A 14,097-nucleotide genomic window follows, 5' to 3' on the forward strand; every position below is an offset into this window, starting at 1 on the left:
AAGTGCGGCAACTGTCCGCGCATGAGCACGGCCCATCACGAGGCTCACGCGGCCCCGGCGCACGACGTGAGCGATCACCATGGCTTCGACGGGGAGCCCGCCCGCGCGCTGCCGGCGGACGAGCCGCCCACCCCGAACTGGGTCCCTGCGCTGGGGCTCGCGGTCTTCGTGGTGGCTGGCGTCACGTTTCTCGCGATGAACAGCGACGACGACGGCGCCGCGGGGCAGGCCGCGCCGGCGGGCGCGCGCCCGGCTGCGGCCGTGGTTCGCCCGGCGGCGGCCGGCGCTCGCCCCGCCCCCGCCGGCGCCCGCCCGGCGACCGCCGAGGCTCGCCCTGCGGCGCAGCCCGGCGCGCGCCCTGCGGCGCCGACCGGGCCCGCGGCGGGGGCGGCCGCGGAGGCCCTGAGCGCCGCCGCGGCCCAGCGCGCGGCGGGCACCGCCGCGCCGGGCCCGGCGAACCTGCGCAAGCTGACGCCGCAGGAGGTGGAGCTGGTGCGCAAGCGCATGGAGGCGCGGCAGAAGGACGGCGCTCCGGCTCCGTCGAAGTGAGCGAGATCGTGGTGGACCCCGCCGCAGCGCGCATGCGCACGGTGCTGGTGCTCGGCGCGGGCACGATGGGCCAGGGGATCGCGCAGGTCACGGCGGTCGCCGGCTACGTGACGCGCCTCTACGACGTCGAGGCCGCGCGGATCGGCGCGGCGATCGAGGACATCAAGCGCTCGACCGATCGCCTCGTCCAGAAGGGCAAGATGCTCAACGAGGCGCGCAGCGAGATGATCGGGATGCTCGTGGCGTCGCCGGATCTCGAGCGCGCGGCGGCGGACGCCGATCTCGTGATCGAGGCGGTGCCCGAGCGGATGGACCTCAAGGTCGAGGTGCTCGGCCGGGTGAAGGCGGCGGCGCCGGAGCGGGCGCTGCTCGGCACGAACACGTCGAGCCTGAGCGTCACGGAGCTCGGGCGCCGGCTCGGCGCGGGCGGGCGCACGATCGGCCTGCACTTCTTCAACCCGCCGCCGGTGATGGAGCTGCTCGAGGTGGTGCGGGGGCTCGAGACCGACGAGGCGACGGTGACGGCGGCGCTCTCGGTGGCGAGGCGCCTGGGCAAGACGCCGATCGTGGTGAACGACACGCCCGGCTTCGCGACGAGCCGGCTCGGCGTGGCGCTCGGCGCAGAGGCGATGCGGATGCTGGAGGCCGGGGTGGCGTCGGCCGTCGACATCGATCGGGCGATGGAGCTCGGGTACCGGCACCCGATGGGGCCGCTCAAGCTGACGGACCTCGTGGGGCTCGACGTGCGGCTCGCCATCCTGGAGCACCTCCACCGCGAGGTGGGGGAGCAGTTCCGGCCGCCGGTGATCCTGCGGCAGATGGTGCGGGCGGGGAAGCTCGGGAAGAAGACGGGGGAAGGGTTCTATCGATGGACGGAGGCGGGGGCCCAGCCCAGCGACGGCTGGCGTCGCGGGTAGGGGGCGCGGCGGGGGCCGCGCGCGGCCGAGGGCGCGCTACCGGTTCAGCTTGTCCTTCTTGGCGTTCTCTTCGGCTTCCTTCTGGCGCTCGGCCTCGCGCTGGATGATGCGCTCCTTGACCGCGGCGTAGTCCTTCTCGTCCTTCACCCGCCGGTCGACCTGCTTCTGCCGCTCCGCTGCGGTCGCCGGATAGCCGGTCGCCTTGGGGTTGCTCGTCAGGTACGTGCTGTAGGCCCCCCACGCCTCCTTCACGGCCTGCCAGTTCTTCTGACGCTCGCGCAGATCGGCGAGGCAGAAGAGCACCTTGGCGTGGAGCTCCTCCGTGCCCTTCTTGCCGATCGCCGTGGTCCAGGCCGTCTCGGCCTCCGCCATGTTGCCGGACTCGAGCATCGCCTCGCCGAGCAGGTAGAAGCCGAGCATCTTCGAGGAATCCAGCTTGATCGCCTCCTGGAACCCTGCGATCGCGCCCGGGATGTCGCGCGCCACGAACGACGCCTGGCCCTTCAGCACCTGCTCCGTGTAGGGGCTGATGCCGGTGTGCCCGCTGGGATCTTTGCGCTGCGACGAAGCAGCGTCGGGCGCGGCCTCCGCCGGCTCAGGCGCAGCCGCCTGCGGCTTCTCCTTGCCCGCAGGCGGCTGGGCGGCGACCGGCGCCGCGGAGAAGACGACAGCGAGGGCGAGCGATGCGACGACAGCGAGCGAGCGGTCCTGCATGCCCGCCAAGGTACCGCAGCTCAGGCAGGGCGCGCTACTTCCGCCGCGGCCTGAACGGATCCGGCGGCAACCCGGCATCCGGAGGCCGCCCCGCATCCACCGGCGGCCAGCCCGCATCCGGCCAGCCCGCGTCCACCGGCGGAAAGCCCCCATCGGAGCCAGCGTCCGGCCAGCCCGCATCCTCCGGTCCCCCGGCGTCCGCAGGCAGCTTCCCCGCATCCCCCGGCGCGCCCCCGTCGATCGCCACCCCGCCCTGCGCGCTCAGCGACACGAGCCGGCCGTCCGGCTCCGGCGGCCAGAAGAAGCGCTCCTCCGCGCCCGTCTTCCGGTCCACCAGCTTGGCCCAGCTCGCGCGCGGGTTGTCCGCCATCTGCACGCGCAGCCGCGTCGTCACGCCGTTGTCGAACGTCGGACGGCGGAGCAGGGCGCCCGGCGGCCGCTCCGGCGCGTCCCCCGTCAGCGGCACGTCGAAGCGGACCCGATCGAGCAGCTCCTGGCCAACGTACAGCTCGATCGCGAACCGGCCCATCACCCGCGCCGTCGCCAGAGGCCGGTCGAGCGCAACCGGCCGCACCCGCACGACCGAGCCCCTCCCCTTCGCGTACTGCACGTCGAAGACCCACTGCTTCGCGCTGGGCCGCGGGGCAGGGTCCGGCGCATACCCCGCGCGGGACGGCGGAGCCTCCGGCTCGGCGACGGCGACCACGCCGGCGGCGGCGAGCGCAAGGCCAGCGAGGAGCCCCAGGGCGGCGCGGGTGAGAGGGCGAGGCGAGGTCATCGGGTACCGGAAAGAGGCCCGAGCGGCAGGGCCGCCTCGAGCGTCGCGGAGAGCACCTCTTCCCACGCCGAGCCGTCGCCGTCGAGCGCCACCCAGAGCTCGCGGAGCTCGTCCGGCACCGGCGCGATCGCCGCGCAGAGCTCGCCGCGCTCGTCCGGCACCGTGACGCGCAAGGCGTGCAGCGCGACGCGCGAGAGCGCGATCACCCGGCCCCTCGCCGTGGTCACCGACCGGGCTCCTCCGTGGTCGCAATCGCCGAGGAGCGGGGCCCCCGCGTGCGCCGCGTGCACCCGGAGCTGGTGCGTGCGGCCCGTCACCGGGTCGAGGCGCAGCAGCGTGGCCGGCGCCGCGCCGCCGCCCGCCGAGGCGATAACGCGGTAACGCGTCGCCGCGTCCCTCGCCCCGGCGCCGCCCACCGCGGGCAGGCTGCGCCCGCCCCGCGACCGCGCGGCGCCGATGGGCGCATCCCACGTGCCCGACCCCTCGACGCGCCCGCCAGCGACGCCGACGTACACCCGCGCGATGCGCCCCGCCTCGCGCATCGCGGCCAGGTGCCGCCGGCCCCGCGCGCCCGTCGCGCACAGCACCGCGCCGCTCACGCCGACGTCGAGCCGCGAGGCCGCGTGCGGCAGGTCGCGCAGCCCGAGCAGCTCCGCGATCTCCGTGACCAGCGACCGCGTGCCCCGGCGCTCCGGCTCCGTCGGCAGCGCCGCAGGCTTCGACGCGACAAGGAGCTCCCCCCAGCGCGCCAGCACCTCCACCGACGGCGCCCCCGGCGCGTCGCGCCGCGCCGGCCACACGGCGAGCTCGTCGCCGAGGGCCACCCCGTCGCCGGGCCGCGCGCGCCGGCCGTTCAGGAACGCGCGCCCCTCCGCCGCCGCGCCCGCAAGGCCCCGCGACGCGCCGCCCGCGCGCTCGAGGACGTCGGCCACCGTGGGGCCGTCCGAGGGCCCGACGCGGAACCGCGCGGCCGTCATCCGGGCGGCGCCGGGCGCGGGGCAGCGCCGCCGCCAGGAGCTCCCCCGGCGACGACGCCCGGCGACGACGGCGAGGCGCGCTCGTCCAGGCGCTCGACCACGCCGCGATCGCCGTCGATGCGGAGCCAATCGCCCGTCTTGATCGCCAGCGTCACGCCGGGGACGTTCACCACCGCAGGGATGCCGTACTCCCGCGCGACGATCGAGGCGTGCGACATGGGGCCGCCGAGCTCGGTCACGACCGCGGCGGCCACCAGGAACAGGGGCGAGAGGCCGACGTCGGTCGTGCGCGCGACCAGCACCTCCCCCGGCGCCACCGCGTCGAGCGCCGAGGCGCCCGGCTCGAGCACGCGCGCCCGCCCCTCGACGACCCCGGGGCTCGCCGGCAGCCCGAGCAGGCGCTCCCCGGACGCGGGCGGCAGCACGACCGGCGGCGGCCGGCCGATGAAGGTGGCCGGCGGATCGGGGCGCGCGGCGTCGCGGAGGTGCTCGGCGCGCCGCAGCCGGACGAGGTGGCCCACGTCGGCGCGGCCGCTGGAGAGCGCCGTCGCGAGCTCCTCGTAGGTGCAGAAGAAGACGCTCCCGGGCTCCAGCGAGGGATCGAGGCGCCGGAGGCGCCGGTCGATGTCGAGCGCGACCCTACGCAGCATGCCGAGGACGCGCGTCACCCACGTGCGCATGCGTTCCCGCAGGCGCACGTAGCGCTGCGCGCGGCCGACGAGGGCGCGCAGGAGCGCGAGCTCCAGCCGCGGCACGCGCGTCTCGAGCATCGCCATCTCCCGATCGGCGAGCGCCCGAGCGCGCGCCAGCGCGCGCTCCGGATCACCCGGCGCGCCGCGCAGCGACGCCGTGAGCATCGCGACGACCGGCGACGGGTCCTCCCCCCAGCGCGGCGTCGCGAGCTCCGCCTCGCGCACCGCGCGGTCGCCGTAGGCGTCGAGGAACCGCGCGTACGCGTCGCGCGCCGGCCCCTCGGGCAGGTCGCGCGGCCACAGGACCCCGCCGGCGAGGAGCCGCTCGCGCGCCGTCCGATCCTGCATGACGAGCTCGGCGACCCGCGCGAGCTCGATGCCCGGCCCCGCGCTGTCGAGCTCGCGCACGCCGCCCGCGAGCACCTGCGCCAGGTGCTCGACGTTCGTCTCCGCGCGCCCGGCCGGCGCGTCGAGGTGCGCCTCCCCGGAGGCGGAGCGCGCGGAGGCGCGGCGGCCCGCGATGCGCTCGAGCGCCTTGCACAGCGCGAGGTGGCTCGCGAGCGACGCCGACGCGCAGTGCAGCATCCGCGTGCCGGTCCGCTCGAGCAGCATGAAGACGCTCCGGAGCGTGGTGCCGATGGCGTCGTCCGGCAGGAGCGTCATGTCGAGCTCGGAGAGGGCGCGCTGCGCCCAGAGCGCCTCGCCCTCGTAGGCCGCCACCTCGCGCTCGAGCCGCGCCTGCCGGAGGAGGAGCCGCGGCCCGGTGAGCGGCAGCCGCGCATAGAAGCCGCGCCGCGAGACGCCCTCGCTCTGCTCGGCGAGCCGCGCGATGAGCGCCTCGCTCGCCCCGCCGCTCATGCCGAGCAGCGCGCGCGGCGAGAGCCCCGGGACCTGCGCCGCGATCCGCATGAAGGCGGTGAGGTTGAGGTAGAAGCGCCCGTGCACGTTGGCCACGAGGCGCGCGCCCCGCGGCACGCGGCAGCCGAGCGCGGCGAACGCCTCGCGGAAGCCCCGGTCGGAGAACGCCCGCGCCACCGACCAGGTGAGCGGCGTCGCCGCGCCGGGGAGCGCCTCGCCCACGTTGGCGCGCGACCAGATCGTGTCGGCGTCGCCGCCCTCGGGGAAGCCGCCGCCGCTCACCGGGCGCACCTGGAGCAGCCACACGCGCCGCGCCGCCGGGGAGGGCGCGCCTTCGCCGCCCTCCGACGCCGCCGGGGAGGGCGCGCCTTCGCCGGCTTCCCGCGCCACCGGAGCGGACGCGCCCGCCGCGGCGGCGGCCTCCGGCGGGTCGGACGGCGCTTCCCCGTCGACCACGAGCGCCGCGCCGGGCGGGCCCTCGCCGCGCTCCTCGACCGCCTCGACAGCGAACTCCACGTCGAACGGGCCCTTGCCGCCCTGCTCGAGCCGCTCGGCGAGCTCGGCGAGCTGCCGCAGCGCGGCCTCGCCGAGCGCCGGCTGCTCGACGCTCGGCTCGGGCACCGGGACCTCCTCGAGCCCGGCCGCGCCCACGACGAGCGCGCGCCGCTTCTGCGCCACCGCCGACGCGACGACCCTGCCGCCGTCGCGCGCGAGCCGGATCGTGTCGGCCGCCGCGGCGCCGTCGACGACCGGCGCGCCGAGCCCGAGCGTGGCGTTCACGAGCCGCTCGCCGGCGTGCCAGTGCTCGCCCTCGAGCCCCGGCGGGGGCGCGGTGAACAGCACGCCCGCGGCCTCGGCGCGCACCATCACCTGCAGCACGACGCCCATCGCGACGTCGCGGACGCCGGCGTGCGCGAGGTACGCGAGCGCGCGAGGCAGGAAGGCGCTCGCCCAGACCTGCCGGATCGCGGCGTCGAGCCCGGCCTCGCCGCGCACGCCGAGCACGGACGTCGCGAGCCCCGCCATCGACGTCTCCTCGCTGTCCTCGCACGTGGCGCTGGACCGCACCGCGAGGCCCCACGGCGCCTCCTGCTCGACGGCCTGCCAGAGCGCCCGCAGCGCGGTCGAGAGCGCCTCGGGCAGCGGCTCGCTCAGGATGCGGTCGCGCGCGCGCGCCGCCCGGTCGACGCCCGCCCTCGTGCCCGAGAGCCGGATCAGCGTGGCGAGGTCGTGCCCCGGCGGCAGCTGCCGGTCGACGAGCTCCGTGAAGCACCGCGCGTCGAGCACCCACCCGCGCGGCACCGGGAAGCCGTCGCGGAGCAGGCGGCCGAGCGAGGCCGCCTTGCCGCCGACGCGCTTCGCGCTCGTGTGGCGGCGCAGGCCGGCGCTCTCGAGCGGCTTGAGCCACTCGCGCACGGTGGGCGGATCGGTCGCGCCGTCGGCGCGGGCGGTGCGTGTGGGGTCGGCCACGTCGATGCCGAGGGAGTAACACGGTTCGGCGGCCTGGGTCAGGGGCATGTGACGGCCGGGCCGCCGCGATCACAGCGGCGGCAAACCGCGCTGGATCCGCTCGTGCCAGAGCACCATTTCAACGCCGCCAGGCCCCCGATTCCAGGCGTAGTCGTGCGGGCCGGGCACGACGAGCAGGGTGTGGGTCACGCCGTCCTGCCGCAGCCGAGCGCTGAGCGCCTGGATGGCGGGCAAGAACGGGTCGGCCTCGCTCGACACGAGCCGGAGCGCGACCGCGCGGCGCTCCATGGCCCGGCGCGCGAGCGCAGAGAACATCTCCGCCTCGCCCGCCCGCACCGCGGGCTGCAGGGCGCCGACCGCGCCGAAGACGTCGGGGAACGACAGGCCGACGAGCAGCGCGAGGCGGCCGCCGAGGCTCACGCCGTCGATGCCGGTGGCCTCGCGCGCCGCCTGGCAGCCGCCCTCGGCGCGCGCCCGCGGCAGGAGCCGCTCGACGAGGAAACGGCCGAAGCCCGCGGCCCCCTCGACGGAGCGGTCGCGGAGGTCGGGCGTGAACGGCGTGGCGATGCAGAGCCCGCGGTAAGGGTGCTCCTTCAGCGAGGCGTTGAGCTGCGCGAGCCGCTCGGGCGTCACCATCTGCCCGAGATCGTCCGGCGTGAGCGGCGGCGAGCGGAGCCGCCGGAGGGCCGCGTCGAGGCCGTAGTCGTCGCGCCACCCGCGCGCGCCGACCTCGAGGCCTCGCACCGCCTCGCCGCGCCCGTGCAGCGCGACGAGGAGCGGCGGCGCCGACGCGGCCTCGGGCGCGAGGAGCAGCGCGCGCTGCGGGCCTTCGCCCTCGGAGGCGGGCTCGAACCGGAGATCCTTCCAGGCCGAGGGGGCCGCCTCCTCCGGCGCCGGCGGTGAGGTGCCTCGCCGGCACGAGGGCGCGGCGAGCGCGGCGAGGCCGAGCAGCGCGCGCCGGCGCGAGAGCGGGGGGATCGTCGTGGCGGCCATCGGCGGCGAGGGTAGCAGCGGGGCGCGGGCGCAGCCCTGGGCAGGCCCACGTGCCCCCATGTAGGCTGCATGGGTCCGGGCGAGGGCCCTCAAAAGGGGGAGCGCTCATCGGCGAGACGCGCCGATCCTGACGAGGCCCGAAGGGCTCCGTCGGCCCCGGGCGAGAGACCCGTGACGAAAGGGGACCGCTCATGAGCCGTGAGACGAAGGGGGACGTCGGGCCGCGCGCAGGCGGTGCGCCGGGCAGCGTGGAGGGCGTGATCGCGGACGACGTGAAGACGCTCCACAGCATGGGCTATGCGCAGGAGCTGCTGCGCAGGATGGGGGGCTTCTCCAACTTCGCGATCTCGTTCTCGATCATCTGCATCATCGCGGGCGGCATCACGTCGTTCCAGATGGGCTTTTGCAGCGTCGGCGGCGCCGGCATCGGCATCGGGTGGCCGGTGTGCAGCGCGCTCACGCTCTGTATCGCGCTCACGATGGGCCAGGTCGCGTCGGCGTTCCCGACCGCGGGCGGCCTGTACCACTGGGCCTCGATCCTCGGCGGCCGGGGCTTCGGCTGGGCCACCGCGTGGTTCAACCTGATCGGGCTGATCACCGTCCTCGCGGCCATCAACGTCGGCGCCTACCTGTTCATCATGAGCTCGCTCGGCCCGCTGTTCGGCGTGGATCTCGCCGCGATGCCCCCGGATCGCGCGCTGGTGACGCAGGCCGTCGGGGTCACGCTCATCACGGGGACGCAGGCGCTCTTCAATCACCTCGGCATCCGCGTCACCACGCTGCTCACCGACTTCAGCGGGTACCTCATCCTCGTCGTCTCGGTGATCCTCACCGCCGCGATGCTCTTCTACGCGCCCGCGATCGACGTCGGCCGGCTCGTCACGTTCACGAACTACAGCGGCCCGAAGGGAGGCGACGTGTGGCCGGAGACGGGCAGCATGACCACGCTGTTCCTCCTGAGCTTCCTCCTGCCCGCGTACACGATCACGGGGTACGACGCGTCGGCGCACACGTCGGAGGAGACGATCGGCGCGGCGCAGACGGTCCCGCGGGGCATCGTCCGGGCGGTGCTCGTCTCCGGCGTCTTCGGGGCGCTGATGCTGAGCGCGATCGTGCTCGCGATCCCGGACATGGATGAGGCGGCGTCGAAGGGCGGCGGCGTCTTCTTCTGGGTCATGGAGCGCGTCATCCCGGAGAACCTCCGGATCGCGCTCTACGCCGGCATCTCGGTGGCCCAGTACCTCTGCGGGCTGGCGACGGTGACGTCCGCCTCCCGCATGACCTTCGCGTTCGCCCGCGACGGGGGGCTGCCGCTCTCGGAGCAGCTGCGCAAGGTGAGCCCGAAATTCCGGACGCCGGCGACGGCGATCTGGGTCGTCAGCGCGCTGACGATCGGCTTCACCGTGTACACGCCCGTCTACTCGACGATCACGGCCGTCTGCGTGATCTTCCTCTACATCTCGTACGTGATGCCCACGATGATGGGCGTGCGCGCCTACGGCCGCACCTGGGTGAAGATGGGCCCGTGGGACCTCGGCCCGCTGTACCGGCCGCTCGCGATCATCAGCGTCCTCGCGTGCCTGATGCTGATCGTGGTGAGCGTCCAGCCGCCGAACGACAAGGCCCTGGGCATCATGCTCATCGTGTTCGCCGTGACGGCCATCGTCTGGTTCGCGCTGGAGCGCCGCCGCTTCCAGGGCCCGCCCCAGGGGGTGATGATCCAGCAGCGAGAGCGGGAGATCGCGGAGGCGGAGCGGGCCGTCGGGCAGATCGCCGCGCGCGGCGGGCCGTAGGGATCCGGCGGAAGAGAGGGACGCTGCAGCCCACAGAGAGGCGGAGAGGGCGAATCGGCCTCTGGAGAGTCGAGGCGAGGAATCAGCCGCCAGAGGGGCTGAAGAGGAGGGGATAGGTCACGGTCACGATGCCAGCGTCCGGCGGCGGGAACGACAGCCCGTAGAACGAGCGCACCACGCAAGAGACCACGCCGGCGTCCGGCAGATCGGAGCCGCCGTTGTGGACGCTCGATACCGCCCCGTCGCGGCCGATCACGAAGCCGACCGACACGCGCCCGGTGAGGTTCGGGCTGTTGCGCAGCCCGTTCTCGTAGCAGAGCCGGAAGCGGCCGAAGTTCTGGCGCACGATGCGCTGGATGACCTCCGGCGGGATCCGGCCCGACACCGAGGGCGAGCCGACCCGCATGCGCGGCGCGCTCGCCTTGTGGCCAGGGCCGTTGGCGAAGCGCGACGCGCCGCCGCCAGGGCCGAAGCCTTGCCCATCGCCGACGCCGCTCCCGTGGTTGATGGTGCCGATGGCCCCGATCCCGATGCCCGTGAAGCGCCCGTCGCCGCCCTCGCCGACGCCCGTCAACCCGAGCCCGCCCACGCCGCCCGACTCGTCGATCGTCTCACCCCACATGTTGGCGATCACGCTCCTTTCGCCGTTACCGAGCGTGTCGGCGCCGCCCCAGGGCGCCGAGAGCGCGTTGGGATCGCCGCCGGACCCCGCCTGGAGCACGCCGATCATGCCGAAGCGCGCCGCGTCGTCGAGCGCCTGGGCCCGCGAGATCCGCACGTCGCGGTTGTCCTTCGGCCCCTGGATCTCGAAGCGCCCGCCCGTCTTCCGGCTCGTCTCGCTCCCGGCCTTGCCCGACTCGCCCATCGCGGCCGCGCCGGAGCCGCCCTCGCGCTCGGTCTGGCCGGTCGCGTCGGTGACGTCCTTCACCTCGGGCAGCTCCTTCTCGGCGATCGCGCCGATCGCCTGCGCCATGAGGTAGGCCTGCTCCGCGCTCACGCCGCCGTCGTCGGCCATGGCGAGCGGGGGCATGAACGCGGCCATGGCCCCGAGCAGGCCGACGTGGAGCAGCGTCGAGAGCGCGGTGAACGGCAGGTTGCGGCGGTCCATGCCGGCCTTGCCCGCGACGCGGCGGCCCGCCCTGCCCACCGCCACCTCGAACCCGAAATCGCCGAGCTCGAGCCTCGCGCGAGCGCCGGGCGGCAGCGCGATCCGCCGCGCCCCGTCGAGCTCCGCGCACGGCGCCGCGCGGCCCGTGGCGATCGCCTGCGCGATCGTCATCCTGCAGCTGCCGAACTCGATGGATCCCGACGCGCCCGGCGGGATGACGGCGCTCACCTCCCCGCCCTCGCCGACGAGCACGAGCGGCGCCCGCGCCGCGCCGAGCCGCTCCGCAGGTAGGAAGAAGTCGCACACGCCCCCGGGGCCCTCCGCCTCGCCGACATGAAAGGCGCGCGGCGGCGTCAGGTGCGCCACGTGAAGCGGGGTGTTTCCCCACCGGATGATCACCTCGAGCGACAGCGCGTCGGTCTCGCACTCGTCGGCGGGGACGTCCGGCGCGCTCTTGACGAGCGCGTACGTATAGGAGCCCTCCGGCGCGTCCGCGGGCACGTCGGCCTCGGTGGCCGGATACGGGCTGAAGGGCAGGTTGCTGAGGAACGGATTCGAGGGTGCGATGCCCGGAGCCATCTTGAACGTGTCCATCGGAGAACAGCCCTTTCCCTGCTCGCGCTCGCGCGCATGTCCGCGCGGCGAGCGGTCTGAATGGAGCGAGCCATCGAGAGCCCGCCTCTCTCGGCGCGCCCCGGCGCACGCGCGGCGAGCTTCACCGCTCTCTGCGTGCGCCGCGGAGCACCGCGTCCACGCCAGGGATCGACAGCGCCGCCCGCCCCAGGTTCCGGAGCCGCGCCGCGATTTTCAGCGGCGCATCCGCGCGCCCGGGGGTTCCAGTTTCTGGACCGCCGCCCGGCGCCTCGAGGTGGTGGTGGTGGCCCGCGCCATCACCCCGCGGGATCGCGCCGCCACCTCGAGCGGAACCGTAGGGCGGCCGACGGCAGTCGACGGCGCCCGCGCGGGCACGATCCCCGCGCATCCCAGGGAGATGGCTGAAGCCTGGGGTGACGCGACGCCCCCGCTGGCGGACGCCAGGCGATGGCACGGAAGCTGCGAATAACGTTGGGTGCGTTGGCGACGTCGTCGAGGTCGACGCCGTTGTCGACGTCAACGACGCGCGACCGCGCTGAACGGAGCGCGGCGCGCTGACGCCCGCGCCCGTCGACGCTGCCCGGCGCCGGTCCACGCCCGTGGTCCACCGTCGGCGCGCCCGTGGAGCGCGCGCTGGGCGGCGGGCCGCGGCGAACATCCACCGATCGAGACAACGAAGGAGTCGAGCGTATGAGCAACAGGCGATTGTTCCATGTCCTCGCGGGGGTTCCGGTGCTCGGGTGCCTCCTTGCGATGCCGTCGTCGGCGCGCGCGCAGCACGAGGCGCACGTCTATGGGGTCGCAAACTTCGGACACACGGGGGAGTGCGAGGACGACACCAGCCTGTCGCACTCGGTGCACACGAGCACCGCCGCCGTCTTCGCGAGCACGTTCAACCTCCTCAGCATGGTCTCCCTCTGGGACGAGGTCTCGACGCGCAACAACACGAGCGCCCGGGGGAGCTACTGGACTGACTCGAGCCAGGCGGCGTCCTGCGCCTGCTCGGCGAACGACATGGCGTCCGGCTCGGGCGCGGACGAGGCCGATGTCGTCTTCATCCACACGCACGGCTGGCACGACGCCGGGAGCTCGTCGACGCCCGCCTACAGCGGCCTGGTCATGGGCAACGGCAGCTACGACTGCCGCGTCCTGACGAACGAGAACATGCTCTTCGGCAACCCGGGCACGGGCGGGGATCTGGAGATCGCGGTCGTCAAAGCGTGCCAGTCAGGCGACTACGACGTGTGGAAGAACGGCGGATACCGGCAGCAGATCACGACCTCGGACAGCACCATGACGATGTGGAACGCCTTCCACGGCGACTCGTCGTGCGGCAATCACGTGAAGGACTACGTGGGTGACTACTCGATCAGCTCCATCTCCAACGGGGTGGGAGAGAACTGGATCGACGAGGCCTACGACGACAGCCAGTTCAGCAACGACGATGACTGCCCCGTCTCCATCGTGTTCGGCGCGTCGTTCGCGTCGCGGGAGCTCATGTACGAGTACGGCGGGTGGCGCGACCGGAAGAACACCGGACTGAAGACCGGCTCGACCATCTACTACATCGCCGGCTGCGACCCCTCGAACGGGCGCGTGCTGCCCGGCGGATGAACGACGAACGCTGCGTGTTGCCCGAGGGATTCGAACGACAGGAGACATGACGATGACGACGCGAACGATTGGTTTCTGGGCCGCGCTCTCGATGACCCTCATCGCCTGCGGGGCGCCGGAGGTAGCGACCGAAGGGGGCGGCGACGACGGCGAGATCGCCGCGGCCGCGCAGGCGATCGAGGGGTTCACGTTCGACGCGCGGGAGCTCGCCACGGCGCCCGCCGCGAGGCTCCCGGCGGCCCGGCTGACGCTGCGTTCATTCGATGACGCGCTCATCCAGCGCTCGCTCATCGGGGCCGATCAGCAGTTCACGCCGCTCGGCGAGCTGGGGCGCCGGACGGAGCACGAGTCGGCGGACTGGACCTACGAGAAGGACCCGTCGAACGGCCAGGTGCTCGTCCTGCGAAAGACGCCGAGCGGGCCGCGGATCTCGCCGGACGAGGCGCTCCTCCGGCGGAACGCGCTGGCGCGCCTGAACAGCTGGGGCATACCGAACGACGAGATCGGGGCCGTGGTGCAGCGGAGGACGCTGCGCGAGGATCAGGACGGAACGGCGGCTTCCGCCCCGGAGGTCCATCGTTACAAGACATTCGTGTTCCGGGCCGTGAACGGCGTCCGGGTCCAGGGGCATCGCGCGGTCGTGACCCACACGCTCGATGGGACCTTCAACCGCGCCCTCATCCGCTGGCCCGCCATCGCCTCGACGGGCCACCGGCTCCGCACCGCGCTCACGGCGCCGGAGATCGAGCGGCGCGCCGTGGAGGCGCTCTCGGCAGAGGGGGAGAGAGGCGGCAGCGTGCGGCTGCGCTGGAAGTACGTCGCCACGCCCCTCACGAGCGGAGAGGTGACCCTGACCCTGACCGTGGGCGCGATCCTGGGCGCCGGGGCCACGCCGAGCGGCGTCACCGAGGAGCCGCGCGAGGTCGACATCGATGTCGCCGCGCTGTGACGGGCGTGCCGGAGGAGAGGCGCCCCGCGCTGGACAGCGCGCGGGCGCGGGCCGCGCGAAACCGGATCGCAACGGTTCGGCGCTCGCTGGT

At 74.5% G+C, this 14,097-nt stretch carries 11 protein-coding genes; 5 read left to right on the forward strand and 6 right to left on the reverse strand.

Annotated features, from left to right (window positions below):
• Positions 1-21 precede the first annotated feature (21 nt).
• Both WMF39_RS42975 and WMF39_RS42980 read left to right on the forward strand, forming a co-directional pair.
• Positions 22-549 (forward strand): hypothetical protein, encoded by a 528-nt coding sequence (locus WMF39_RS42975; RefSeq protein WP_437742237.1) that lies wholly within the window; start codon positions 22-24, stop codon positions 547-549.
• A complete protein-coding gene (locus tag WMF39_RS42980) occupies positions 546-1,466 on the forward strand; it encodes a 3-hydroxyacyl-CoA dehydrogenase family protein (protein WP_437742238.1) in 921 nt (306 codons plus the stop codon). Before WMF39_RS42975 ends, WMF39_RS42980 begins: the two co-directional genes overlap by 4 nt.
• A gap of 36 nt (positions 1,467-1,502) precedes the next feature.
• On the opposite strand, the gene WMF39_RS42985 is transcribed toward WMF39_RS42980, so the two are convergent.
• The 5 genes from WMF39_RS42985 to WMF39_RS43005 all read right to left on the reverse strand — a co-directional run bounded on the left by WMF39_RS42985 (position 1,503) and on the right by WMF39_RS43005 (position 7,948).
• The gene (locus WMF39_RS42985) at positions 1,503-2,180 is read right to left on the reverse strand and encodes a hypothetical protein (RefSeq protein WP_437742239.1); all 678 of its coding nucleotides are present in this window, start codon (positions 2,178-2,180) and stop codon (positions 1,503-1,505) included.
• A gap of 34 nt (positions 2,181-2,214) precedes the next feature.
• Positions 2,215-2,958, reverse strand: a complete 744-nt coding sequence (locus WMF39_RS42990; protein ID WP_437742240.1) for a hypothetical protein — start codon at positions 2,956-2,958, stop codon at positions 2,215-2,217.
• Positions 2,955-3,935 carry a pseudouridine synthase gene (locus tag WMF39_RS42995; protein WP_437742241.1) on the reverse strand — a complete coding sequence of 327 codons (981 nt, stop codon included), beginning with the start codon at positions 3,933-3,935 and terminating at the stop codon, positions 2,955-2,957. The genes WMF39_RS42990 and WMF39_RS42995 overlap by 4 nt, the downstream gene beginning before the upstream one ends.
• On the reverse strand, positions 3,932-6,955 hold the full coding sequence (locus tag WMF39_RS43000; protein WP_437742242.1) for a PEP/pyruvate-binding domain-containing protein: 3,024 nt from the start codon (positions 6,953-6,955) through the stop codon (positions 3,932-3,934). Before WMF39_RS43000 ends, WMF39_RS42995 begins: the two co-directional genes overlap by 4 nt.
• Before the next feature lie 69 nt (positions 6,956-7,024).
• Entirely contained in the window at positions 7,025-7,948 is a 924-nt protein-coding gene (locus tag WMF39_RS43005; RefSeq protein ID WP_437742243.1) for an alpha/beta hydrolase, read from the reverse strand.
• 290 nt (positions 7,949-8,238) lie between these two features.
• Here WMF39_RS43005 and WMF39_RS43010 point away from each other — a divergent pair, with 290 nt between their 5' ends.
• Positions 8,239-9,741: an amino acid permease gene (locus WMF39_RS43010; protein WP_437748110.1), complete on the forward strand. Its 1,503-nt coding sequence runs from the start codon at positions 8,239-8,241 to the stop codon at positions 9,739-9,741.
• 82 nt (positions 9,742-9,823) lie between these two features.
• On the opposite strand, the gene WMF39_RS43015 is transcribed toward WMF39_RS43010, so the two are convergent.
• On the reverse strand, positions 9,824-11,443 hold the full coding sequence (locus WMF39_RS43015) for an AgmX/PglI C-terminal domain-containing protein (protein ID WP_437742244.1): 1,620 nt from the start codon (positions 11,441-11,443) through the stop codon (positions 9,824-9,826).
• Between the two features lie 690 nt (positions 11,444-12,133).
• On the opposite strand from WMF39_RS43015, the gene WMF39_RS43020 reads away from it, so the two are divergent.
• Together WMF39_RS43020 and WMF39_RS43025 are read left to right on the forward strand one after the other, a co-directional pair.
• Positions 12,134-13,057, forward strand: a complete 924-nt coding sequence (locus tag WMF39_RS43020; protein WP_437742245.1) for a hypothetical protein — start codon at positions 12,134-12,136, stop codon at positions 13,055-13,057.
• A gap of 52 nt (positions 13,058-13,109) precedes the next feature.
• Complete coding sequence (locus WMF39_RS43025; protein ID WP_437742246.1) at positions 13,110-14,006, forward strand: hypothetical protein; 897 nt, start codon at positions 13,110-13,112, stop codon at positions 14,004-14,006.
• Positions 14,007-14,097 lie beyond the last annotated feature (91 nt).

The sequence above is a fragment of the Sorangium sp. So ce1504 genome, from assembly GCF_051521635.1.
Classification (GTDB): Bacteria; Myxococcota_A; Polyangia; order Polyangiales; family Polyangiaceae; genus Sorangium; species Sorangium cellulosum_B.

Excerpts from the sequence above, each read along its gene's own strand:
- WMF39_RS42975 (WP_437742237.1), top strand. The coding sequence starts at position 22 with ATGAGCACGGCCCATCACGAGGCTCACGCGGCCCCGGCGCACGACGTG.
- WMF39_RS42985 (WP_437742239.1), bottom strand. The coding sequence starts at position 2,180 with ATGCAGGACCGCTCGCTCGCTGTCGTCGCATCGCTCGCCCTCGCTGTC.
- WMF39_RS42990 (WP_437742240.1), bottom strand. The coding sequence starts at position 2,958 with ATGACCTCGCCTCGCCCTCTCACCCGCGCCGCCCTGGGGCTCCTCGCT.
- WMF39_RS42995 (WP_437742241.1), bottom strand. The coding sequence starts at position 3,935 with ATGACGGCCGCGCGGTTCCGCGTCGGGCCCTCGGACGGCCCCACGGTG.
- WMF39_RS43005 (WP_437742243.1), bottom strand. The coding sequence starts at position 7,948 with ATGGCCGCCACGACGATCCCCCCGCTCTCGCGCCGGCGCGCGCTGCTC.
- WMF39_RS43010 (WP_437748110.1), top strand. The coding sequence starts at position 8,239 with ATGGGCTATGCGCAGGAGCTGCTGCGCAGGATGGGGGGCTTCTCCAAC.
- WMF39_RS43015 (WP_437742244.1), bottom strand. The coding sequence starts at position 11,443 with ATGGACACGTTCAAGATGGCTCCGGGCATCGCACCCTCGAATCCGTTC.
- WMF39_RS43020 (WP_437742245.1), top strand. The coding sequence starts at position 12,134 with ATGAGCAACAGGCGATTGTTCCATGTCCTCGCGGGGGTTCCGGTGCTC.
- WMF39_RS43025 (WP_437742246.1), top strand. The coding sequence starts at position 13,110 with ATGACGACGCGAACGATTGGTTTCTGGGCCGCGCTCTCGATGACCCTC.